Here is a 20,366-nt window from a genome sequence, read left to right on the forward strand (position 1 = left end):
GGGCTTCGGTTGGCGTGTGGGAGAGAGAGAGAGAGTCACACGCCAGCACAACACGCACTAACGACAGGCGTTTGTTACCAGGTGAAGCGCGGGCCCACGAACCACTCGCGGTCGCCGGCCTTGGCCAGCTTCACTTCGCCGCTCAGGCCCCAGTTCTGGTTGAACTTGGCGGTGGCGCCGACGCGGCCGTAGAACTCGCCGTCCGGGTTGATGCCGTGCTTCTTGGTGTAGTCCTCGTAGCCGGCCATCACGTAGCCTTCCACGTACGGGTTGAACGCGGTGCGCACGCCGACTTCGGTCGAATAGCCGTTGAAGTCCAGGCCATGCTTCATGTCGAACTTCTGGTACGCAACGCGGGCCACCAGGTCGGTGTTCGGTGCGATGCCGTAGTTGTAGCCGGCACCGATGCGCCACTGGTCGACGTCATTCTTGAACTTGTCGGTCTCCTGCGCGCTGTAGTCGCCGAAGATGTGGAAGTTCGGGTGCACCGCCACGGAACCCTTCACCTTCCAGCCATCGGCGTCGCCGCCCTTGGCATCGGTGTTCACGTAGCCGCCTTCAACGTAGTTGTACGACAGGCCGTCGGTTGCCGATGCAGCGAACGGCAGGGCAGCCAGGAGACCCAGGGCGAGCAGCGAATTCTTGTTCATCGGGACACACCTTTAATTATTTTGGTTTCGTCGGCCGCCTCCCGGGAGGGGGAGAGAGAGGAGGCGGTCGACAGGTGTGAATTATCCGTTAGGGGGTCTAATCGACCCTGAATATTGAACTGACTGGTGTATAAATAAGGCTGGCGTTCAGGGAACTCCACATGCCGCACGCGTCCGTCGCATCACTGCTGTTTCCGCCCCATGCGCGCCGCGCGGTGCGGGTGCTGCTGCTCGTCGCCCTGCCGATGATGCAGCTGCCAGCCAACGCGGCCGAGCGCGCCCAACCTTCTGCACGCATCGTGGTACAGACAGACGATGTCACGCGTTTCTTCAGCGTGCTGGATGCCACTGGAGGAAAACCAAGTGCCGAAGACCTGCAGCGCGGCTATCTGGACACCGGCACGGAGGCATTGCGCAGCTTCACCGACAGCCGCATCGGATCAATGGAGCGTTTGGCCAGGGCCATCCAGGACAAGCCGGCGTTGTTCGCCAGGGCGCGGACCTGTGCAGCGGCATTGCCGGCGATCCGCGCGCGGGTTGCCGACGCACTCGATCGGTTGGGCACGCTGCTCCCCACTGCACGTTTTCCTCCGGTCACCGTGCTGGTCGGGCGGGGTAACAGCGGCGGCGTCACCACCGAAGATGGTGTGGTGATCGGACTGGAAGCACTGTGCAACGCCGACTGGATGCAGCCTGACGTCGGCGATCGTTTCGTGCACCTGATCGCCCATGAGTACGTGCACGTGCAACAGCCCGGTGCGAGCGTCGATGTCGCGCAGCCCACCCTGCTCTATCAGACGTTGCTTGAAGGCGGCGCCGAGTACGTGGGTGAACTGATCTCGGGGCAACCGGCCAACGCGCATCTGCGTCGCTGGGCCCAGGGCCGCGAATGTGCGCTGGAGCGCGCGTTCGTACAGGACAGTGGGGGCACCGATCTTTCGAAGTGGCTGTACAACGGCCCCGGCGATGAAGCACGACGTGGAGATCTCGGATACTGGGTCGGCTACCGCATCGCGCGCAGCTATGTTTCCCGCGCGCCAGACAGGACCAGGGCCATCGCCACGCTGCTGGATGTGCGGCCCGACACCGCCGCGACCGTGTTCGAGGCGGGTGGATGGACGCCTGCCTGCACTGCTGCCAAAGGCGTGGAAACGCAAGTGCTGTGAGAGCCGCTTCATACTGATGAATTGGCGACCTTGAACAGGCACAAGGCACGCCGCCGACGTAGATCAGCTCGCCTGATCCCGCTTGTTAATGTTGGGTCAGGGGCCGGCTTCACAGTGCTTCCACGTATTCAAATTCCAGCTGAAAGCGCTTGGTAGCGGCGGGAACAAACGCCGCTATATTCCAGCTTCCCCAGACGAAGGAGGGAGTGCAATGAACCTGAACCCGCAACACATGAAGACGGCCCGCGCACTTGCTGTGGCTCTCATCGCCACCGTAAGCCTTGGCGCCTGCGCGTCATACAAGAACGAGTTTGCAACCATCAACTCGCGTCTCGATCAGCTCGACGTCAAGGTGCAGGGCGCTGCGCAGAGCGCGGAGTCCGCCAACCAGTCCGCACAGCAGGCCAATCAGCGCCTGGACCAGATCGAAGGTCGCGTGCAGCAGCTTGAAAGGGCACCTGCCGGCCGCAAGCCGCGCGGGTAATCGCTCCCTCACCGTTTGAATTGATCCACCTCTGTATCGGGTGCATCGGGACCCAGTGGCCTTCACCGGCCACTGGCATCCTTCCACCCACGATTGCATTGCAAGGAGCCGTCCCATTCGTACTTCCCCCTCCCCTGCACGCCGCGCCCTCCATGCCGCCCTGGCCATGGCACTGGCCGTTGCGTGCAGCGGCGTAGCCAACGCCAGGGACAAGGACGCACCTGCACCATCGGTCGCCGCCGTTGATGAACTTCCGCCCGACCAGAGCGTGTCCGAGACAGTGATCGAGCTGGCCGGCTGGGTGGTCGCCAGCAAGGACAACCAGGGCTATCCGTTTGCGGTCATGGACAAGGCGGCGGCGCAGGTTCTGGTCTTCGGCGGTGACGGCAAGCTGCGCGGCGCCGCACCGGCGCTGTTTGGGTCGGCGATCGGCGACCATTCCGCACCGGGCGTCGCCAAGCTCGCACTGAGCGCGATTCCCGGCCACGACCGCACCACGCCTGCCGGCCGCTTCATTGGCGGTTACGGCCCGTCCGACGATGCCGGACGCGTGCTGTGGGTGGACTACGATTCCGCCGTGTCGATGCACCCGCTGCCGCCGGGCAGCCCGAAGGAAAAGCGCGCCGAGCGGTTGGCATCGCCCTCGCCGGACGACAACCGCGTCACCCACGGCTGCATCAATGTCTCGCCCGCGTTCTACGAGCAGATCGTGCAATCCACGTTCGAGAAGGGCGGCGTGTTCTACATCCTGCCGGACAAGGATTCGATCGCGAAGACGTTCCCGGAGTTCGCGCAGAGCCGTGGGGATGCAAAGGACGAAGGCGAGAAGGGCGCGCGGCGCGCGAGCAAGTAACACTGCCGACGTACCCTCCATGCCGAGGGAACCCGCATTGCGCGCCGACTTGGTTCAGGTGTTACGTCTGCATGAGCGTTGGTGGTGGATCCCACAGCCCGGTCTACTGACTGATAGCAGTCATTCGAGCAACCCGGAACATTACTGCCGTCTCCTTGGCATAGGCAGTGGCGCCGGGCATGCGGATTTTTCTCAGATAGTTTCTTAGATCTGGGCCCTCGCTACGGTGCAACCAGTACTCGATCAGATGACCGATGGGCATGTGCAGGTTTGCGGGCTCATTGACAATATTGTCTGGCCCTCCTTCCGCTTCCATGTATGCAGTGAGCTTCCGCGCAATGTATCTGAAGGTCTGAACGCGTTCCGCTTCAATCAGGCCCAGCAGCGCTTCAGGTGTCACCTCGGCGTACCCCATCCATTCTTCATGCAAGCGGACAATGACAGCCCTGATGGGTGCGTCTTGGTTGAAAGGGTGCCCGATCAGATGCGATTCCAATTCAGATAGGTAGTCGCGATAGGCAGCAGAGACCAACAAATCCCTCAGATTCATGGTGCGCAGTCATGGAAAAGAGGAGCCGTTTATAGCGATCAGACTCTGACTCCGTAAAGTGCGAACTGCGACACCATTGCGATGGAAGCTTGCTTCGCTGCTGTGCTCCAGTAGGCACAACATCGTCTGCATCTGCTCCGAAAGCAGGCAGCCCTCCGCTGAAGCGGGCGAGCAGGGCGTTCGATAGTCCACCGTGGCGATCTTGATGATGGCCAGTCTGTCGCTGACAGCACAGGCCAGCGCGCGTATGCGGCCGGAAGGGTGACGCGGGCGACAACGCCCGCGATTCCGCCGGGTATGATTCGGCGCTGCGGAGCGCGCCACATCACTCGCAGAGTGCGCTGTCTTCCTTCAACGCGGCATCCTGCAGTGGCTGGCGCTGTTCGATCTGCGCACGTTGTTCCGCCGTCGGCTCGCCCAGCCACCAGACACGGCAGCGCGCGGTAAGACGGCCGACCATCTTCGACTGGTCGGCCGAATACAGCATCGTCAATGCGGTGCCGGGGCAGTCGTGGGCCTGGCAGGCGGTATAGAACCACCACGGCTCGCCCTGCAGCACCAGCAGCTCACCAGGACCGCTGGGCCCGCTCAACAGGCGTTCGCGCAGCGATGGAATCTCCCTGTCAGCGGATTCGGCTGCGGCTGTGTCCTTCATCAGGGCGTTGAACGCGGCCAGCACCTTCGGGTCCTTGCGGCCGCAGTCGTCCACGGTATTGCCGCCCACCAGGGTGAAGAAATGCGTCGCCAGCGGGTTGTCCGCGCAGGTGAGTTCGCCGTCGGCACTCGGGTCTTCCGGTTCGCCTTCGTTGTCCCACACCGAGGGATCCACGCCATCTTCGATGGATGGCGCCTTCTCGACCACCGTTGCCGTGGCCGCAGGTGCTTCTGTGGCCGGTGCTGGTGCGGCTGGTGCTGCATCGGGTGCCGGTGCCTGCCCGCAGGCGGCCAGCAATGCGACCGTCAGTGCCATCCCTGTGATTCGAATCTTCATTCCCTGTCCTTGTCTGATCTGCGCTGCATCCAGCAAATCGGCAGCCGCGTGATTCTAACCAGCACCGTGCCAGGATGCGTTCGTAGCGTCCCGTCATCGCCTGGAGCCGGACGCATGCGCCGTACACGACTCGCCATGATCTTCTGCAGTGCCCTGCTGCTGGCATCGCCGGCAATTGCCCACGATGCAGAAGGCGCGAAGCCTGCACGGCCTCTCCCGGGCGCAGCCCTGCCCGCACCGCTGGAGCGCGTACTACGCGATTACGAGCAGGTGTGGCGCTCGGCTGATGCCAAGGCATTGGCTGCGCTGTTTGCCGAGGATGGTTTTGTACTGCAGAGCAACCAGCCGCCGGTGCGCGGGCGTACTGCGATCGAGGCCGCGTATGCCGGCCAGGGCGGCAGTCCGTTGCGGCTGCGGGCGTTGGCTCACTCGGTGGAGGGCAACACGGGCTACATCATTGGTGCGTATCGCTACGGCAGCAACGAGGGGGACACCGGCAAGTTCACGCTGGCGCTGAAGCGCGTGGGCGACGGGCCGTGGTTGATCTTCTCGGACATGGACAACACCAGCGCGCCGCCACGGGCGCGGTGATTGCCGCCGTCGGGCGCCGACCAAGGTTGGCAGCTACCAGAAGCGGGTTCGGCAGTAGATCCACGCCACGCGTGGATGGGTCGCGCACATAAAAAAACCCCGGCACGTGGCCGGGGTTTTTCGATTCACTTGAACAGCGTGTCCGGGTATTCCGGTTTCTGTTCCCGCGCCAGCAGTGCGCGCAGGCCTTCTTCCGGGGTCTGCTCGCCGTGCAGCACGGCACGCACGCCGTCGGAGATCGGCAGGTCGATGCCATGGCGGCGCGCCTGTCGCATCACTTCGTCGGCGGTCTGCACCGACTCGACCACCTGGCCGATTTCGCGCACGGCATCCTGCAGCGACTGGCCACGGCCCAGGGCCAGGCCCAGGCGACGGTTGCGCGACAGGTCGCCGGTGCAGGTCAGCACCAGATCGCCCAGGCCGGCCAGGCCCATCAGCGTTTCCGGCTTGGCGCCAATCGCCGCAGCCAGGCGCAGCATCTCGTTGAGGCCACGGGTGATCAGGCCGGCACGGGCGTTGAGGCCCAGCTGCATGCCATCGGCCACGCCGGTGGCCACCGCCAGCACGTTCTTCATCGCACCGCCCAGCTCGGCACCGACCATGTCGTCGCCGGTGTAGGCGCGGAACGCCGGGCCATGCATCGCCTCGGCCACCGTCTGCGCGAACTCGGGCACGTCGCCGTGCACGGTGATCGCGGTGGGCAGGCCCTGGGTTACTTCCTTGGCGAACGACGGCCCGGTGACGACGGCCAGAGGCACGTCCTCGCCCAGCACTTCGCGCGCCACTTCATGCAGGAAGCGGCCCGAACCGGGTTCGAAGCCCTTGGTGGCCCAGGCCACGCCGGCACCGGCCGGACGCAGCGGCGCCAGCGCGCGCACGGTTTCACCGAACGCATGCGACGGGGTCACCACCAGGATCCAGGCCGCGCCTTCCACCGCCGACGCCAGGTCGGTGGTGGCACGCAGGCTGTCCGGCAGCGGGATGCCCGGCAGGTAGCGCGGGTTCTCGTGGCGCTGGTCGATGGCCTCGACCACGGCAGCGTCGCGCCCCCACAGCACGGTCGGATGACCGTGCCGTGCGAGCAGGCTGGCCAGCGCGGTTCCCCAGGAACCGGCGCCCAGCACGGCGATCTTGTCAGCGGGAGTGCTCATCCGTGACGTCGCGGCAGGAATCAGGCGTTGCCAGCCGGCTCGGAGTCAGCCAGCGACGGTGCGTCGCCCTGCTCCTGGCGCTGGCGCAGGGTTTCTGCGTACAGGCCTTCGAAGTTGATCGGCTGCAGGAAGAACGGCGGGAAGCCGCCGGCCTGGATCAGGTCGCTGATCAGCTGGCGCACGTACGGGAACAGGATGTTCGGGCACTGGGTGCCGAGCAGCACGTCGATCGACTGCGGGTCCAGGCCGACCAGGCCGAACACGCCGGCCTGCTTCACTTCGGCCACGTAGGCGGTGCGCTCACCGGCCTGGCAGGTCAGGGTCACGGCCAGCACGACTTCGAAGGCGTTCTCACCCAGGCGCTGCACCTGCTGGTTCAGGTTCAGCTGCAGCTCCGGCTGCACCTGGTCATTGAAGATGGTCGGGGCGTTCGGCGACTCGAAGGAGACGTCCTTGACGTAGATCTTCTCGACGGTGAAAGCGGGGCCGGTGGCGGCATCGACCGGCGCAGCAGCGCCGTTGGTGATCTCTTCGGACATTTCCAGTAACTCCAATGAATGCAATGAAAACGATGGTCGAATTACTGCGATGGGGGCGGGATCAGGCCCATACAAGGCCGGATCCGCCACCTGCGGCAATCAGTTGCGGCCCTTGACCAGCGGCAGCTCGGCCTGCTGCCAGGCGGGAATGCCGCCGTCGAGCACGTAGACCTTCTCGAAGCCGGCCTTCTTCAGCGCCTTGGCGGCGGTTTCCGAGGCGTTGCCGCTGCGGCACACCAGCACCACCGGCGACTGCTTGGCGTTGGCCACCAGCTTGTGGTCCGGGCCGAAGGCACTGGCCTGGGCGTTGCGGCTGCCGGCAATGTGGCCCTTCTCGAAGTCACCGCTGGCCGACAGGTCGACCACCACCGTGCCGCCCGCGTTCATCAGCTGGGTCAGTTCGGCGGGCTTGATGCCCTTGAAGCCCCGGAACAGGCGGCGGATCTCGGTGACGATGATGGCCACGGTCAGGCCGACCAGGGCCGCGGACAGCATCGGGTTTCGGCCTGCAAAGGCCAGCAACTCTTCGTAATTCACTCAGGTCACGGGTCGATTAAGCGGGCGCCGATTGTCGCACAAGCCGGACGCAGCCCGTCACTGCCCCTTCCACAGGTCCGGCAGGCCGGCGGTCTGCCACCAGCGCTTGGCTTCCGGGTCCCAGCGCCAGCGCTCGACCACGACCACCGTGCGCTCGGCCTGGGTGTTCTGGTTGATCACCCCGATTTCGACCCGCCGCTCGACCAGTCCCCCGTCCAGTGAGGCACTGCTGCGCTCGCGGTAGGACGACACGCGCAGCTGCGCGTAACGGTTGAGCTCGAACTCGGTGGGCGGCTTTTCCTTGCGCAGCTTGGGGTCGAGGTAGCCGATGGCATCGTCCATGCTGCCCCAGCGGATGGTCGCCCCGTAGGCGATCTGGGTCTCTTCCAGCAGCTTGCGCTGCTTGCGGCTGAGGTCGTCGGCCGAGGCCACGGCACTGGCCAGCAGCAGGGAACAGATCAGGAACTGGATCAGGCGGCGCATCAGTGGTTTCCCCAGAACGTCAGCCTGCCATCCTACCCTTTGGCGAAGGCAACGAAGCGACCGCTGAATTCGGCGGCGGGCTTGCCATCGGCGCCGGGCTGGGTGGCGATGATGCTGATGCGGGCCTTGCGGCGCTGCCGGAAGGTGTTCAGGAAGGCATCCCAGCCGGTGGCCTCGGCCGCTTCGGCGTGGGCGTGCAGGTCTTCGTAGACCGGGGCCAGGTAGCGCAGGTTGCTGTCGGCCACGTAGACCTCGGCATCGTGGCCGGCCAGGCGCAGGCGCAGGCTGACCAGCGCCCAGCCGGACAGGGTCAGCACCGAGGCCAGGCTGCCGCCGAAGGCGTTGCCCTTGTCGTTGACGTTGGCGGCCAGCGGCGCGGTGATGCGCAGCACGCCATCGGCATAGCCGTCGAGCTGGATCTGCATGGCGCGCACCGCCGGCATGCAGTCCAGCACGTCCTGCAGGGCGGCCAACGAGGAAGTCAGGGCATCAACGGACATCGGAGCAGCGACCACGACAACGAAGGGCCCGCATAATGCAGGCAATGGTCGACCATACGATACCCACTGGCGCCACACGTTCCGGCGCGCGCTGGACCCTGATCTCGCTGCGCCCGCAGGGCCAGAATGTGGCGCTGCGCCGCGCCGTTGCTGGGCTGGGCGGGCATGTCCTGGCCCTGGCGCCCTGGCGCCTGCAGCGCCTGCATGGCACGCCTGTGGTGCGTCAGCTGCAACGCGCGCTGAACTGCGATCGGGTGGTGTTCACCAGCCCGGCCGCCGTGACCGCGGCCGCCACCCTGCTGCCGCTGGCCGAGGCGCAGCGCAGCCCGTGGCTGACCGTCGGCGAAGGCACCGCGCGCGCATTGCGGGCACACGGCATCACCGAGGTGCATGCGCCGCAGCGGATGGACAGTGAAGGCCTGCTGGCGCTGCCGGTGCTGGCTGACGTACAGGGCCTGCGCATCGGCCTGGTGACCGCGCCCGGCGGGCGTGGCCTGATTGCCGCGCGGCTGCAGGCGGCCGGCGCCACAATCGAACGTGCCGACATCTACCAGCGTCGCCTGCTGCACCTGCCGCCCCGTGCGCTGGCTCGATTGGCGCATTCAGCGCAGCCGTGGATGCTGGCGGTGAGCAGTGGCGAAGCGCTGCAGCATTTCTGGCAGCAGCTTCCGCCGCCCTTGCAGCAGCGTCTGCAGGCGCACGCGACTGCCGTGGTGGCCAGTGATCGCCTCGGCGAACAGGCCCGGGCACTGGGCCTGCAGCATGTCGTGCGCGCGGCAGGCCCCACCAGCGCGCAGCTGGTGGCGGCCGCACACGCCACGCTCACCGTCCCGGCAGCGACCTGAACAGGGACGTGGGTCACGCTTGCCGCTGTCGTCGGCAACAGTGATGCTGTGCACAACGCGGCCTGCCGGCCCCCGACCGGCGACGTTGCCGACAAGGAAGCCCGATGAACGACACTCCGCCCGTTTCCCCGCCCCGTCGACCCGTGCGCTGGCTGCTGCCGCTGGCCGGTGTGGTCGTGCTCGGCGTGGGCGGCTATGCCGGCTGGTATGTCTGGCAACAGCAACAGAACGAACAGGCAGCGCAGGCACAGACCACGGCTGTCCAGCTGAAGGGCCTGGAGGCCACGCTGGATGCGCTGCGTCGTGACCAGCGCGCGACCAGCCAGCGCATGCAGGACGCGGCCGCCACCAACCGCGTGCTGCGCGACGAGATGCTGGGCCTTTCCCAGCGCAGCGCATTGCTGGAAGAGAACCTGGCCAAGCTGGCCGACAGCGCCAACCAGGGCCGCCAGGCGGTACAGCGCGATGAGGCCGAACTGCTGCTGACCCAGGCCGCGCAGCGCCTGAACTACGCCGACGATGTGGAAGGCGCACGCCGGTTGTACGCCCAGGCCGCGACGGCACTGGCCGAACTGCCCGACAGTGATGGCCTGAACCTGCGCCAGGCGCTGGTGCAGGAGCGCGAGGCACTGGATGCGCTCGGCAGCGGCCCCCGCGTGCAGTCGCTGCAGCGCCTGGATGCTGTGGGCAGGGCACTGCAGGGCCTGCCTTCGCAGATCACCGGCACGACCGGCAGCAGCACCGCCAAACCCTGGTGGCAGGCAGCTCTGGCGCCGTTCGTGGACATCACCCCGAGCCGCCAGAACGGCCCGCTGACCGCCGCCGAACAGCGCAATGCCGACGACGCGCTGCAGCTGGAACTGACATTGGCACGTGCGGCAATCGAGCGCGGCGACCGCGCGGGGCGCAATACCGCATTGGACCGCGTGGAGCACTGGGCACAGCGGCGCTGGCCGGATTCACCAGCCCTGCGCGCGCAACGTGCTGAACTGAAGGCCTTGCGCGAACTGCCGCTGCAGGCCAACGACGCTGTCCTTGGCAGCACCCTGCAACAACTGCGCACCCAGACCGACCGGAGGTAAGCCCGCATGAAACCCCTGCAATCCCTGGTCGTGCTGTTGCTGGCCGTGGCCATCGGCGTGGTCGCTGCGCAATGGCTCGGCGCCGATGACCTGAACCGCTTCGGCGAAGTGACCCTGCGCTACGGCGGCTACGACTACCACAGCAACCTGCCGAAGGTGGCGCTGCTGGCAGTGATCGCGGTGCTGGTGCTATGGCTGCTGTGGAGCCTGATCGCCGCACCGTTCCGCGCCTGGGGCCGCTACCGCCGCAAACAGGGCCGGGTGCGCCTGATCGACGGCCTGCAGGCCTATGAGCACGGCCAGTGGCAGCGTGCCGAGAAACTGCTGGACGGTGCCGCCAAGGACCCGGAGGTGAGCGCGGTGGCGCTGGCCAACGCCGTGCGCAGCGCGCAGGCACGTGCCGACGGCCCGGCTGGCGAGGCGCTGCTGCAGCGCCTGGGCGAAAGTGATGCCACCCTGCAGGCGCTGCTGCGCGCCGAACAGCTGCTGGCGCGCGATCTGCCGGTGGATGCGATCAACGCATTGGACGTAGCGGCGATCCAGCCGCTGCCGCCACGTGGCCTGTGGCTGCGCACCGAGGCACTGGCACAGGCCGGCCGCGCCCACGAGGCGTATGGCCAGCTGGGTGCACTGCGCCAGAGCAAGGTGCTGCCGGCCGAGGCCAGCAGTGAACTGGAAGCACGCCTGGCTGCACAGGCGCTGCTGGAAGCGGCCGACGTCAACGCACTGGCCGCGCAGTGGGAAGCCACGCCGAAGGCACTGCGACCGACTCCGGACGTGGTTGGCGCCTATGCCAGCCGCGCGGTGGCGCTGGACTGGGACGAGCCGGCGCTGCTGGCGCTGGAACAGGCCCTGGACCAGCGCTGGGATGACGAACTGGTGGCGCTGTATGGCCGTCTGCCGGCCGAGCGCCTGGCTACCCGCCAAGCCAACCTCGCACGTTGGCGCAACGTGCATGACGGCTCGGCCGCGTTGCGCTTGGCGCAGGGCCGCGTGGCCCTGGCCCAGCAGCAGTGGGAGGCCGCCGATGCGTTCCTGCACGAGGCCATCGCCGCCGGCGCCGGTGCACCGGCGTGGGAAGCGCTGGGTGAACTGTTCGCCCAGCGTGGCGAACACGCGCTGGCCGCGCAGTGCCTGGCCAATGCGCTGCGCCTGCAGCGCGGCGAGGACAGCGTGGCGCTGGTGCGCGGCGGCGAGACGCCACTGCGTGCCACGGTGGAAGAACAGCCGCTCGCGGTGCAGCCGCCGGTGTATGACGCCAACGAAGAGCGCGACGAATTCGGTAATCCGCGGTTGCCGTAACCGCTGCTGAAGTGGGCCGACCAACGGTCGGCACCCACAGGAGCAAAAAACGCCGCCCAATGGGCGGCGTTTTCATCTGCGGGACCTGGTAGTCGCCAACCCTGGTTGGCGCGTGGCCTCTTCCGAGCGATGCCGTTTCACGGCCGACCAAGGTCGGCATCTACCACAGCAGATCCAGCACGCATTTCTGGTAGTCGCCAACCTTGGTTGGCGCGCGGTCGCAGCGATCAGCGTTCGACGATCGCCACCACGCCCATGCCGCCGGCGGTGCAGATCGACACCAGCGCGCGACCACCGCCGCGTTCGGCCAGCTGCTTGGCGGCGGTGGCGATGACGCGGGCGCCGGTGGCGGCGAACGGATGACCGGTGGCCAGCGACGAACCCAGCAGGTTGATCTTGTCCGGGTCGATGCGGCCCAGCGGTGCGTCCAGCCCCAGGCGGTTGCGGCAGTAATCCTCGCTCTCCCACGCACGCAGGGTGCACAGCACCTGCGCGGCGAAGGCTTCGTGGATCTCGTAGATGTCGAAGTCCTGCAGGGTCAGGCCATTACGCTTGAGCATCTCCGGCACCGCGATGGTCGGCGCCATCAGCAGGCCTTCGCCATGCACGAAGTCCACCGCAGAGACATGCGCGTCGCGCAGGTAGGCCTGCGGCTCATGGCCGTGCGCGCGCGCCCACTCTTCGCTGGCCAGCAGTACCGCAGCGGCACCGTCGGTCAGCGGGGTGGAATTGGCGGCGGTCAGCGTGCCGCGGCCGGAGACCTTGTCGAACGCCGGCTTCAGCGTGGCCAGCTTTTCCAGCGAGGTATCCGGGCGCAGGATGTTGTCACGCTCGACGCCACGGAACGGTGCGATCAGGTCGTTGAAGAAGCCACGCTCATAGGCGGCGGCCAGCTTCTTGTGCGAGGACACCGCCCACTCATCCTGCGAGTCGCGCGAGATGTTCCATTCCTTGGCCATGTCCTCGCAGTGGTCGCCCATGCTCTTGCCGGTGCGCGGCTCGGCCACGCCCGGGAACTCGGGCTTGAGCTCGGAGAACTTGAAGCCGGCGGTGAGCGCGCGGATCTTGTCGCCGGTGCTCTTGGCGCGGTTGGCGGCCAGCAGGCGTGCACGCAGCTTCTTGCCGTAGACGATCGGCACGTCGGACGTGGTGTCAGAACCGCCACCGATGCCCGATTCGATCTGGCCCAGCGCGATCTTGTTGGCCACGGTGATGATGCTGTCCAGCGACGTGCCGCAGGCGCGCTGCAGGGTGATGCCCGGGGTCAGCGGCGACAGGCCGGAGGACAGCGTGGCCTCACGGCCCAGGTTCCAGTCGCTGGAGTGCTTGATCACCGCACCCATCGCCACTTCGCCCAGCTGCTGGCCGTGCAGGCCGAAACGTTCGACCAGCGCGCCCAGCGTACGGACCGACATGCCGAGGTTGCCGACATCCGAATACGCGGTGTTCTGGCGGCAGAACGGAATGCGGACGCCACCGAGGATGGCGACGGGACGAGCGTTGGGCATGGAGATACCTGGCATGGATGAGGGTGTCTGCAACATGGCCTGCACGGCGGAGCAGGCATAATGGAGCCAAGTGTAGCTGCCGCCCTGTGATGGGCCAACCGTGGAACCATGAGCAAACCCGACCCCGCGATGAATGCCCTTGGCGTGCTGGCCCTGGAACTGGCCGGCGGCGAAATCCCCCGCCAGGCGGTGCTCAGCGCTGAACAGGCCGGTGAACTGGCCGAACGCGTCGGCCGTGACCTTTCCAAGCTGGTGCCGCAGGTGGCCGAGCTGGACCTGGTGTTCGCGGCCGCCCATTTCGACCCGGCCGAAGTACTGCGCCCGGGCTGGCCGATCCATCGCCGCCTGGAAGAACTGCAGATGCGTGCCCCGGGCCGCAACCAGGGCCCGCGCCTGCTGGCCTTCGGCACCGATGCCGCAGGCGATGTGCCGCTGCCGTTCCAGGCCGATGCGACCCTGGTGGGGGGCGGCCTGCGCGTGGTGCCGTTCCTGCTGACCGGCAGCGACGTGGCCACCACCAACGCGGTGGCCAATGCGCTGGAAGAAACACTGCTGGCCAACGGCATGGCGCATGCCGACACCGCGTTGATGGCACAGAACAGCTTCGGTGCCCGCATCGAACACGCGCGCTATTTCACCGTGAACGACCTGGCCGCGATGATGTCGATGCAGTACGACAACCAGGGCCTGGCGGCGCTGTGGCCGCTGATCGAGACCGCGATCATGGCGCCGGGCGAAGACGAGTGGCTCAATGCCGCGCCCGAGCCGCTGCTGCGCTATACCCATGGCGAGGCACGCATGGCGCTGTTCGATCCGGCGGGTTGGTGCGCGTACTACAACCACAGCAAGAACGATTGCGACCGCCTGCAGGGCATCTACGAGCAGTTCCTGATGCGCCAGCGGCAGATGGCCGCGGTGCTGGAAGCGCACGGCGTGCCGGTGCTGTTCGTGCACTGCGAGGCCGGGCAGGACGCGCGCGAGCTGCTGGCGCGCTGAAGACGGGTAGTGCCGGCCGCTGGCCGGCAACGTCCGGATCTGCGATTGCCGGCCAGCGGCCGGCACTACCGATAATGAAGAACGCCGTCTTGCGCCGGCGTTCCTTGATTCTTACGGGGCCTTCTGGATCACCGCACACGCCAGGCGTGCGCCGGCGTTGCCGGTCGGCTGGGTCTTGTAGTCGTCCGCATCGGCGTGGACGATCAGGCCGCGGCCGATGATGTCGAAGTCATCACCCTTGCCGATGTTGACATTGCTCGACACCGGGCCGTCGATGGTGGCCACGCCCTTGTCGTCGGCCTTGATGTTGGGCATGTCGCCGCCGTGGTGCGGATCGGTGGCGACGTTGCCGTGATCCTGCTTGCCCGGGTTGAAGTGGCCGCCGGCGCTCATGCCGTCCGGCGCGCTGCAGTCGCCCTTCTCGTGGATGTGGAAGCCGTGCTCGCTGCCCGGCTTCAGGCCGGTGATCTGGCCGGTCACGTGGACCTTGCCGTCGACCACCTTGAAGGTGACGCTGCCCTTGGTTTCGTTGCCCTGGGTCGGTGCCAGCTCGGCCGTTGCCGAAGCATCGGCCGCCGGTGCCGCAGCCGGTTCAGGAGTTGCAGCCGGCTCGGTGGTGGCGCCGTCAGCCGGCGCGGCCGGCGGAGTCTCAGTCTGCGGCGCGGCGGGCTGCTGGTTACAGGCCGCCAAGCCCAGCGCGGCGATGGCCGCAAACAGCGAAGTGTGGATCAGACGCATTGGAATCTCTCCCTGGATGTTGCCTGCAGTGATCAGCGGACGACCCGGATCACGCCACAGGCGATGCGGACGCCGGCATTGCCGGCGGGCTGGCTGCGATAGTCGTCGGCGTTGGCATGCACGACCAGTGCACGTCCGGCGATATCGGTGGCGGCGCCTCCGCCAAGGGTAACGCCCTTGAGGTGGATATCGACGTTGGCGCGGCCCTGGGCATCGGCACGCAGGTTGTCCATGTCGCCCAGGTGGTGCTTGCCGGTGCCGGCGCGGCCATGCGCGGCGCCACCGGGGTTGAAGTGATTGCCGGCGCTGCTGGCATCCACCGCGCTGCAGTCGCCGCGCTCGTGGATGTGGAAACCGGCCTGCTGCATCGGCTGCAGGCCACCGATCAGGCCGGTGACGTGGATACCGCCGGGCTCCACCATCAGTGCGATGCGGCCACTGACGATGCTGGCCGAGGCCGGCGACAGATTGGCTTCACCCTGCTTCGCTGCGCTGACCACGGTGGGCGGCGGCGGGGTGGGCTCGGCCTTCTTCGGCGCGCTGCCACAGGCAGACAGCAGCACGGCGGCGGACAACGGCAGGATGGCAAAGGACAGACGCATCGAAGACTCCTTGCAGGTGACACTAAGCATTGCATCGTCCATGAACGATCAACGGTTCGGCAAGCGGGCGCGAGGATCGCGTGCAGGGACCGTTCAATGGCCCCCGCGACGGCGCCCGGCGCCCAGCTTGCGGGTAAGGGTATTGCGGCCGAGGCCGAGGCGGGCAGCGGCTTCGGCGCGGCGACCGTGGGTGATCTGCAGCGCTGCCTCCAGCAGGGCATGGTCGACCCGCTCGCGCACCTGCGCGTGCAGCCCTTCCACGCCTTCGGCCAGCTGACGGCGCGCCCATTCGGCCAGCAGCGCTTCCCATTGGCCCGGATCGGCTGCGCTGGCGCTGTTGCGGCGGCCGCGCGCGCGGTTCAGCGCGGTATCGACATCGGCCACGCCGATGGTGTCGGCGGCGGCCAGCGCGGCCATCCGCCAGCACACGTTCTCCAGTTCGCGCACGTTGCCCGGCCAGTCGTGTTCGCGCAGCGCCTGCAGAGCCGCGGCGGTGAGGCGCTTCGGCGGCGTATCCAGCCTGCGTGCGGCGGCGGCCAGGAACGTGCTGGCCAGTTGCGCGATGTCCTCACGGCGCTCACGCAGCGGCGGCAACTGCAGGCGCACCACGTCCAGGCGATGCAGCAGATCGGCGCGGAACTTGCCTTGCGCGACCAGGCCTTCCAGATCCTGGTGGGTGGCGGCCACCACGCGCACATCGACGCGGATCAGCTCGCGGCCACCGACGCGGAAGAACTCACCCTGCGCCAGCACACGCAGCAGGCGGGTCTGCAGCGGCAACGGCATGTCGCCGATCTCATCCAGGAACAGCGTGCCGCCGTTGGCCTGCTCGAAGCGGCCGACATGGCGGCGTTGCGCACCGGTGAAGGCGCCAGCTTCGTGGCCGAACAGCTCGCTCTCCAGCAGTTCGGCCGGGATCGCGGCGGTATTGAGCGCGACGAACGGACCCTGCGCACGCGGCGATTCGCGGTGCAGCGCATTGGCCACCAGCTCCTTGCCGGTGCCGGTCTCGCCGGTGATCAGCACCGCCAGCGGTGCCTGCGCCAGGCGACCGATGGCGCGGAACAGCGCACGCATCGGCGGGGTATCGCCCACCAGTTGCGGCGGCTGGTCGCCGGGCGTTTCGGCGGCGGGGCTGGGGGCGGCCAGCGCGGGCGCCACGGCCGGCAGCACCCGTTGCGCCAGCGCCACGGCATCGTCCAGGTCGAACGGCTTGGACAGGAATTCATGCGCGCCCCCGCGGAACGCACCGGCGGTGCTGGCGACATCGGTGTAGGCCGACATCACCACCACCGGCAGCTGCGGCAACGCGGCCTTGAGCTTGTCCAGCAGTACCAGGCCATCGTCGCCGGGCATGCGCACATCGGTGAACAGCAGCGCCGGTGGCGGGCCCGCGCTCAACGCCTGCAGGGCGGGAGCGGCACTGTCGAAATCGACGACCTGGTACCCCGCCTCGCGCAGCGCGGTGCACAGTACGAAGCGCACCGCACGATCATCGTCGACCACCCAGATGCGCTGTGCGGTGGTGGGGGACTCAGACATCTCGCGGGGCCTCCTCGGCAGGAGCGGCGCCGTTGCCGATCGGCAACAGCAGGGTGAACACGGTATGGCCCGGACGCGAGCGGTAGGTGAGCGTGCCGCGATGCTCGCGCGCGACCTGCTGGGCCAGTGCCAGGCCCAGCCCGGTGCCTTCGGCACGGCCACTGACCAGCGGCAGGAACAGGTGTTCGGCCAGCTCCTCGGGCACGCCACGGCCGTCGTCGGCGATTTCCAGGCGCAAGGCCAACGTGTGCAACTGCTCGGCGATGCGCACCCCATGCTCCACGCGGGTGCGCAGGGTGATGCTGCCGGCACCGGCCTGGATCGCGTTGCGCACCAGGTTCCACACCGCCTGGGTGAGGCGGTCGGCGTCGCCGTGGAATTCGGGAATGCTGGGGTCGTAGTCGCGCTGCAGGCGTACCGCCCAGCCGGCCTCGTTCTCGGCCAGGCGCAGCACGCGCTCGAGCGCGGCATGGATGTTCAGTTCCGCATGCGGCGCAGCCGGGGCCGGCGACAGCAGCTGGTCGAGAAGGCCGTTGAGGCGCTCGATCTCCGAGCCGATCAGTTCGATCAGCTCACGTTCGCTGGCATCGCGCTGCGCCGCGCGGCGGGCCAGCAGCTGGGCCGCGCCCTTCAGCCCGGCCAGCGGGTTGCGCAGCTCGTGGGCCAGGCCCTTCAGCGCCGCGCTGAGCGCACTGGGCAGCGCCTGGGTCGGGTCCAGCCCGGGGAATTCATCGACCGGATGCGCCTCCAGCAGCCAGCCACCATCGTCGCGGCGGCTCATCCAGCCCTCGGCGAAGCGCGGCGCCTCGCCGGGCACCGCCAGCGCCAGCCGGTTCAGGCGCAGGCTGTCGCGCTCATCGCGGGCCAGGAAATGGGCAAGTGCCTCGCCCTGCACTTCCAGTGCGGCCAATGGCCGACCCAGCAGGCGCCGGACGCTGACGCCCAGCCAGCGGGCGAAGGCCGGATTGCAGCCGGCAATGCAGCCATCGGCCCCGGCCCAGGCCAGCGGCGTGCCCAAGGCATCAAGGGACGGCGGGGGTGCGGGGTCGGACATTGCACCAATGTAGTGCAAAACGCGGGGTTCGGGGTCAGAGCCCTTTCCTGGCGGAAAGGGATCTGACCCCTGCTGCAGGTCGAGCAAGCTCGACCATTGCCAGATGCGTGGCCGGTTACAGCTTCATGTTGAGGCCGACGAATACGCTGCGGCCCGGCGCCGGCGAGAACATCGGGCGGGCGCTGTCCCAGAAGAAGCTGTCGTACCAGGCGTAGGCGTACTGGCGGGCGGTGACGTTCTTCAGTTGCAGGTCCACGCTGAAACGCGGGGTGAGCTGATAGGCAGCACTGAGGTCGAGCACGGCGAAGCCACCGAACTTGCCGGCCACGTTGCGCTCCTCAAGGTAGTAGTCGCCCTGCGCGCGTGCCTGCAGGCCGAGGCGCAGCGCGTCGCTGGCGCGGTAGTCCACACCCAGATTGCTGATGTGGCGCGGGGTGGCGGCCACTTCGCGGCCGTGCAGGGAAATGCCGGCATCGCGGTCGTCGCGGGTGATCTTCGCTTCCTGGTAGGCGTGCGACGCCCATACCGTCCAGTCATCGCCCAGCTGCAGGCTCAACTGCGCATCCACGCCGCGCCGGCGGGTCTTGCCCAGGGTGACCGTGGTGCCGGTGGCCGGCATGTTGGATACCTCGTTTTCCGCGTCCTGCTGCCACACCGCCAGGCGCGCTTGGGCGCCCTGGAACGGCTGGAACTTCAGGCCCAGCTCCATGCCCGTATTGGTGGACGGCTGCATCGGCGCCTGCCCCGGGGTGAGATAGGCCGGTGCGGTGGACCCGGTCAGCACCTGGAAGGTGCGGCCCCAGTTGGCGTAGACGTGGGTGGTCTGGCCCAGGCTGTGGATGATGCTCAGCTTGGGCTGGCCGATGCTGCCGTAATCCTGCAGCCGGGCGGTGATGCCGTTCATCAGGTGCGTGCGGCCACTGAAGCGATCGATACGATAGGCCGGCACGATCTTCCACGCCTCGGCGGGCTGGTAGATGGCCTGCACGTAGGCGCCCCAGTTGTCGAAGCTGTGGCGGTCGTCGTTCTGCACGCGCGCCGGCGGCTGGCTGTAATCGGTCGGTTCAGCGTAGGCGTAGCGCTCGCGGATATAGCCGTTGTCCTGCTGCTCGTAGTTCAAGCCGCCTTCGACGGTAAGCGTGGGGCTGGCCTGCCAGGTCAGCGTGCTGAGCAGGCCAGTCTGGCGTTCATCCCACACGCGGCGCTGACGCGGCAGGTTGCCGGTGGGCAGGTCGCTGAAGGTCACGCGGCGGTCGTCTTCATAGCGGTTGTAGTAGAGCCGCGTGCCGAAGCTGAGTGCGTCGGACAGCTTCAGGTCGACGTGCGCGGCGATCTGCCGCATGTCGCGGTCATCGCCATCGTTGCCGTTGCGCAGCTCGCTGCCACGGCGGCGCGTGCGCAGTTCCTCGGCGGTCATGAAGCCCGGTTCGTCGGCCTCATGGTGGTAGGCGCGCGCGGTCAGGCCCACGCGCAGCCCTTCGTCCAGCGTGCCGAAGAACCACTTGCCGCCCAGCGAGTACTTCCTGGAGGTGTCGTGGTCGCGATAACCATCGCTGGCCTGGGTGCCGACAAAGTAGTTCTGCGCGAAGCCATTGGCTTCGCGGCCAATCGCCAGCTGCGCATCACGGGTGTTGTAGCTGCCGTAGGCCAGGCGCGCATCGGTGTAGCTGCCGCCCTGGCGCGTGCCGAAGTTGACGTTGCCACCGATGTTGTGCAGCCCATAGCGCGGGTCGTTGGTACCACGCACTACTTCGATGTAGCTGATGTCCAGCGGGAACAGCATGTCGATGAAGCGCTGGTTGCCGCTGTTGACGTTGCTGGGGATGCCGTCGATGAGGGTCTTGATGGCGTTGAGGTAGCCCTCGCCGTTGAAGGCGCGGAAGCTGACCTTGCCCGATTCGGCACCCTGCCGGGTTTCGGTGAGCTGGATGCCGGGCATCTGCCCAAGCAGTTCCCAGCTTTGCGAAACGTTGCGGTTTTCGATCTGGTCTGCACCCAGCACGTCCACCGAGGTCAGCACCTGGTGCGCACTGAGCTGGCCTTCGCCGTGCTGGTGCACCTGCACCTTGCCGAGGGTGAGCGCGGCGTCGGCCGACTGCGCGAAGGCTTCAGGGGCGAACGGTGCGGCCGCCAGGGCGGCGACCAGCGTGGAGGTCTTCATGGGAAGGAGGCAGTTGCGGCGAAATGTAATCATATAACATT

The 20,366-nt window shown here is 67.4% G+C and carries 22 protein-coding genes; 8 read left to right on the top strand and 14 right to left on the bottom strand.

The annotated features are described in order from the left end of the window. Positions 1-74 precede the first annotated feature (74 nt). Complete coding sequence (locus tag AC5P98_RS15635) at positions 75-650, bottom strand: OmpO family porin (RefSeq protein ID WP_005411880.1); 576 nt, start codon at positions 648-650, stop codon at positions 75-77. A 161-nt stretch (positions 651-811) separates the two neighbouring features. Here AC5P98_RS15635 and AC5P98_RS15640 point away from each other — a divergent pair, with 161 nt between their 5' ends. The 3 genes from AC5P98_RS15640 (at position 812) to AC5P98_RS15650 (ending at position 3,153) form a co-directional block, all read left to right on the top strand. After that, positions 812-1,816, top strand: a complete 1,005-nt coding sequence (locus AC5P98_RS15640; RefSeq protein ID WP_049405225.1) for a DUF2268 domain-containing putative Zn-dependent protease — start codon at positions 812-814, stop codon at positions 1,814-1,816. A gap of 211 nt (positions 1,817-2,027) precedes the next feature. Then, complete coding sequence (locus AC5P98_RS15645; RefSeq protein WP_010487149.1) at positions 2,028-2,300, top strand: hypothetical protein; 273 nt, start codon at positions 2,028-2,030, stop codon at positions 2,298-2,300. A gap of 166 nt (positions 2,301-2,466) precedes the next feature. Continuing rightward, the gene (locus tag AC5P98_RS15650) at positions 2,467-3,153 is read left to right on the top strand and encodes a L,D-transpeptidase (RefSeq protein WP_049405230.1); all 687 of its coding nucleotides are present in this window, start codon (positions 2,467-2,469) and stop codon (positions 3,151-3,153) included. A 103-nt stretch (positions 3,154-3,256) separates the two neighbouring features. Here AC5P98_RS15650 and AC5P98_RS15655 read toward each other — a convergent pair whose 3' ends face one another. Next, on the bottom strand, positions 3,257-3,703 hold the full coding sequence (locus AC5P98_RS15655) for a hypothetical protein (protein ID WP_049405231.1): 447 nt from the start codon (positions 3,701-3,703) through the stop codon (positions 3,257-3,259). Between the two features lie 325 nt (positions 3,704-4,028). Beyond that, positions 4,029-4,694 (bottom strand): Ivy family c-type lysozyme inhibitor, encoded by a 666-nt coding sequence (locus tag AC5P98_RS15660; protein ID WP_049405233.1) that lies wholly within the window; start codon positions 4,692-4,694, stop codon positions 4,029-4,031. Between the two features lie 135 nt (positions 4,695-4,829). Here AC5P98_RS15660 and AC5P98_RS15665 point away from each other — a divergent pair, with 135 nt between their 5' ends. Then, positions 4,830-5,285: a YybH family protein gene (locus AC5P98_RS15665; RefSeq protein WP_049405235.1), complete on the top strand. Its 456-nt coding sequence runs from the start codon at positions 4,830-4,832 to the stop codon at positions 5,283-5,285. Between the two features lie 125 nt (positions 5,286-5,410). On the opposite strand, the gene AC5P98_RS15670 is transcribed toward AC5P98_RS15665, so the two are convergent. The 5 genes from AC5P98_RS15670 to AC5P98_RS15690 form a co-directional block, all read right to left on the bottom strand. Continuing rightward, a complete protein-coding gene (locus AC5P98_RS15670; protein ID WP_032959354.1) occupies positions 5,411-6,436 on the bottom strand; it encodes an NAD(P)H-dependent glycerol-3-phosphate dehydrogenase in 1,026 nt (341 codons plus the stop codon). 20 nt (positions 6,437-6,456) lie between these two features. Continuing rightward, the gene (gene secB / locus AC5P98_RS15675; RefSeq protein WP_005407596.1) at positions 6,457-6,975 is read right to left on the bottom strand and encodes a protein-export chaperone SecB; all 519 of its coding nucleotides are present in this window, start codon (positions 6,973-6,975) and stop codon (positions 6,457-6,459) included. Positions 6,976-7,074: 99 nt separating this feature from the next. Beyond that, the gene (locus tag AC5P98_RS15680) at positions 7,075-7,512 is read right to left on the bottom strand and encodes a rhodanese-like domain-containing protein (RefSeq protein ID WP_005411869.1); all 438 of its coding nucleotides are present in this window, start codon (positions 7,510-7,512) and stop codon (positions 7,075-7,077) included. A gap of 57 nt (positions 7,513-7,569) precedes the next feature. Beyond that, positions 7,570-7,995 (bottom strand): hypothetical protein, encoded by a 426-nt coding sequence (locus AC5P98_RS15685; RefSeq protein ID WP_014035526.1) that lies wholly within the window; start codon positions 7,993-7,995, stop codon positions 7,570-7,572. A 32-nt stretch (positions 7,996-8,027) separates the two neighbouring features. Next, positions 8,028-8,495, bottom strand: coding sequence for a YiiD C-terminal domain-containing protein (locus AC5P98_RS15690; RefSeq protein ID WP_005407593.1), 468 nt, complete (start codon positions 8,493-8,495; stop codon positions 8,028-8,030). A 35-nt stretch (positions 8,496-8,530) separates the two neighbouring features. Between AC5P98_RS15690 and AC5P98_RS15695 the strand changes: the two genes are divergently transcribed. The 3 genes from AC5P98_RS15695 to AC5P98_RS15705 all read left to right on the top strand — a co-directional run bounded on the left by AC5P98_RS15695 (position 8,531) and on the right by AC5P98_RS15705 (position 11,724). Further along, complete coding sequence (locus AC5P98_RS15695; RefSeq protein WP_049405876.1) at positions 8,531-9,340, top strand: uroporphyrinogen-III synthase; 810 nt, start codon at positions 8,531-8,533, stop codon at positions 9,338-9,340. 104 nt (positions 9,341-9,444) lie between these two features. Then, positions 9,445-10,422, top strand: coding sequence for a uroporphyrinogen-III C-methyltransferase (locus AC5P98_RS15700; protein WP_049405878.1), 978 nt, complete (start codon positions 9,445-9,447; stop codon positions 10,420-10,422). Between the two features lie 6 nt (positions 10,423-10,428). Then, positions 10,429-11,724, top strand: a complete 1,296-nt coding sequence (locus tag AC5P98_RS15705; protein WP_049418860.1) for a heme biosynthesis HemY N-terminal domain-containing protein — start codon at positions 10,429-10,431, stop codon at positions 11,722-11,724. Positions 11,725-11,951: 227 nt separating this feature from the next. On the opposite strand, the gene AC5P98_RS15710 is transcribed toward AC5P98_RS15705, so the two are convergent. After that, entirely contained in the window at positions 11,952-13,247 is a 1,296-nt protein-coding gene (locus tag AC5P98_RS15710; protein ID WP_087786464.1) for an acetyl-CoA C-acetyltransferase, read from the bottom strand. Positions 13,248-13,340: 93 nt separating this feature from the next. Here AC5P98_RS15710 and AC5P98_RS15715 point away from each other — a divergent pair, with 93 nt between their 5' ends. Continuing rightward, positions 13,341-14,228, top strand: a complete 888-nt coding sequence (locus AC5P98_RS15715) for a hypothetical protein (protein WP_041862938.1) — start codon at positions 13,341-13,343, stop codon at positions 14,226-14,228. Positions 14,229-14,339: 111 nt separating this feature from the next. Here the strand turns inward: AC5P98_RS15715 and AC5P98_RS15720 are convergent, their stop codons facing one another. From AC5P98_RS15720 to AC5P98_RS15740, 5 genes are all read right to left on the bottom strand, one after another. Next, on the bottom strand, positions 14,340-14,966 hold the full coding sequence (locus AC5P98_RS15720; protein WP_049408330.1) for a superoxide dismutase family protein: 627 nt from the start codon (positions 14,964-14,966) through the stop codon (positions 14,340-14,342). A 32-nt stretch (positions 14,967-14,998) separates the two neighbouring features. After that, entirely contained in the window at positions 14,999-15,568 is a 570-nt protein-coding gene (locus tag AC5P98_RS15725) for a superoxide dismutase family protein (RefSeq protein WP_075075898.1), read from the bottom strand. 93 nt (positions 15,569-15,661) lie between these two features. After that, positions 15,662-17,110: a nitrogen regulation protein NR(I) gene (gene ntrC, locus AC5P98_RS15730; protein WP_014645497.1), complete on the bottom strand. Its 1,449-nt coding sequence runs from the start codon at positions 17,108-17,110 to the stop codon at positions 15,662-15,664. After that, a complete protein-coding gene (locus tag AC5P98_RS15735) occupies positions 17,103-18,164 on the bottom strand; it encodes a two-component system sensor histidine kinase NtrB (protein WP_032959394.1) in 1,062 nt (353 codons plus the stop codon). Before AC5P98_RS15735 ends, ntrC begins: the two co-directional genes overlap by 8 nt. A gap of 115 nt (positions 18,165-18,279) precedes the next feature. Continuing rightward, complete coding sequence (locus AC5P98_RS15740) at positions 18,280-20,325, bottom strand: TonB-dependent receptor (RefSeq protein ID WP_495230094.1); 2,046 nt, start codon at positions 20,323-20,325, stop codon at positions 18,280-18,282. Between the last annotated feature and the right edge of the window lie 41 nt (positions 20,326-20,366).

Source organism: Stenotrophomonas sp. YJH_SMC_135, assembly GCF_059372355.1.

Excerpts from the sequence above, each read along its gene's own strand:
- AC5P98_RS15635 (WP_005411880.1), bottom strand. The coding sequence starts at position 650 with ATGAACAAGAATTCGCTGCTCGCCCTGGGTCTCCTGGCTGCCCTGCCG.
- AC5P98_RS15640 (WP_049405225.1), top strand. The coding sequence starts at position 812 with ATGCCGCACGCGTCCGTCGCATCACTGCTGTTTCCGCCCCATGCGCGC.
- AC5P98_RS15645 (WP_010487149.1), top strand. The coding sequence starts at position 2,028 with ATGAACCTGAACCCGCAACACATGAAGACGGCCCGCGCACTTGCTGTG.
- AC5P98_RS15650 (WP_049405230.1), top strand. The coding sequence starts at position 2,467 with ATGGCACTGGCCGTTGCGTGCAGCGGCGTAGCCAACGCCAGGGACAAG.
- AC5P98_RS15655 (WP_049405231.1), bottom strand. The coding sequence starts at position 3,703 with ATGAATCTGAGGGATTTGTTGGTCTCTGCTGCCTATCGCGACTACCTA.
- AC5P98_RS15660 (WP_049405233.1), bottom strand. The coding sequence starts at position 4,694 with ATGAAGATTCGAATCACAGGGATGGCACTGACGGTCGCATTGCTGGCC.
- AC5P98_RS15665 (WP_049405235.1), top strand. The coding sequence starts at position 4,830 with ATGATCTTCTGCAGTGCCCTGCTGCTGGCATCGCCGGCAATTGCCCAC.
- AC5P98_RS15670 (WP_032959354.1), bottom strand. The coding sequence starts at position 6,436 with ATGAGCACTCCCGCTGACAAGATCGCCGTGCTGGGCGCCGGTTCCTGG.
- secB (WP_005407596.1), bottom strand. The coding sequence starts at position 6,975 with ATGTCCGAAGAGATCACCAACGGCGCTGCTGCGCCGGTCGATGCCGCC.
- AC5P98_RS15685 (WP_014035526.1), bottom strand. The coding sequence starts at position 7,995 with ATGCGCCGCCTGATCCAGTTCCTGATCTGTTCCCTGCTGCTGGCCAGT.
- AC5P98_RS15690 (WP_005407593.1), bottom strand. The coding sequence starts at position 8,495 with ATGTCCGTTGATGCCCTGACTTCCTCGTTGGCCGCCCTGCAGGACGTG.
- AC5P98_RS15695 (WP_049405876.1), top strand. The coding sequence starts at position 8,531 with ATGCAGGCAATGGTCGACCATACGATACCCACTGGCGCCACACGTTCC.
- AC5P98_RS15700 (WP_049405878.1), top strand. The coding sequence starts at position 9,445 with ATGAACGACACTCCGCCCGTTTCCCCGCCCCGTCGACCCGTGCGCTGG.
- AC5P98_RS15705 (WP_049418860.1), top strand. The coding sequence starts at position 10,429 with ATGAAACCCCTGCAATCCCTGGTCGTGCTGTTGCTGGCCGTGGCCATC.
- AC5P98_RS15710 (WP_087786464.1), bottom strand. The coding sequence starts at position 13,247 with ATGCCAGGTATCTCCATGCCCAACGCTCGTCCCGTCGCCATCCTCGGT.
- AC5P98_RS15715 (WP_041862938.1), top strand. The coding sequence starts at position 13,341 with ATGAGCAAACCCGACCCCGCGATGAATGCCCTTGGCGTGCTGGCCCTG.
- AC5P98_RS15720 (WP_049408330.1), bottom strand. The coding sequence starts at position 14,966 with ATGCGTCTGATCCACACTTCGCTGTTTGCGGCCATCGCCGCGCTGGGC.
- AC5P98_RS15725 (WP_075075898.1), bottom strand. The coding sequence starts at position 15,568 with ATGCGTCTGTCCTTTGCCATCCTGCCGTTGTCCGCCGCCGTGCTGCTG.
- ntrC (WP_014645497.1), bottom strand. The coding sequence starts at position 17,110 with ATGTCTGAGTCCCCCACCACCGCACAGCGCATCTGGGTGGTCGACGAT.
- AC5P98_RS15735 (WP_032959394.1), bottom strand. The coding sequence starts at position 18,164 with ATGTCCGACCCCGCACCCCCGCCGTCCCTTGATGCCTTGGGCACGCCG.
- AC5P98_RS15740 (WP_495230094.1), bottom strand. The coding sequence starts at position 20,325 with ATGAAGACCTCCACGCTGGTCGCCGCCCTGGCGGCCGCACCGTTCGCC.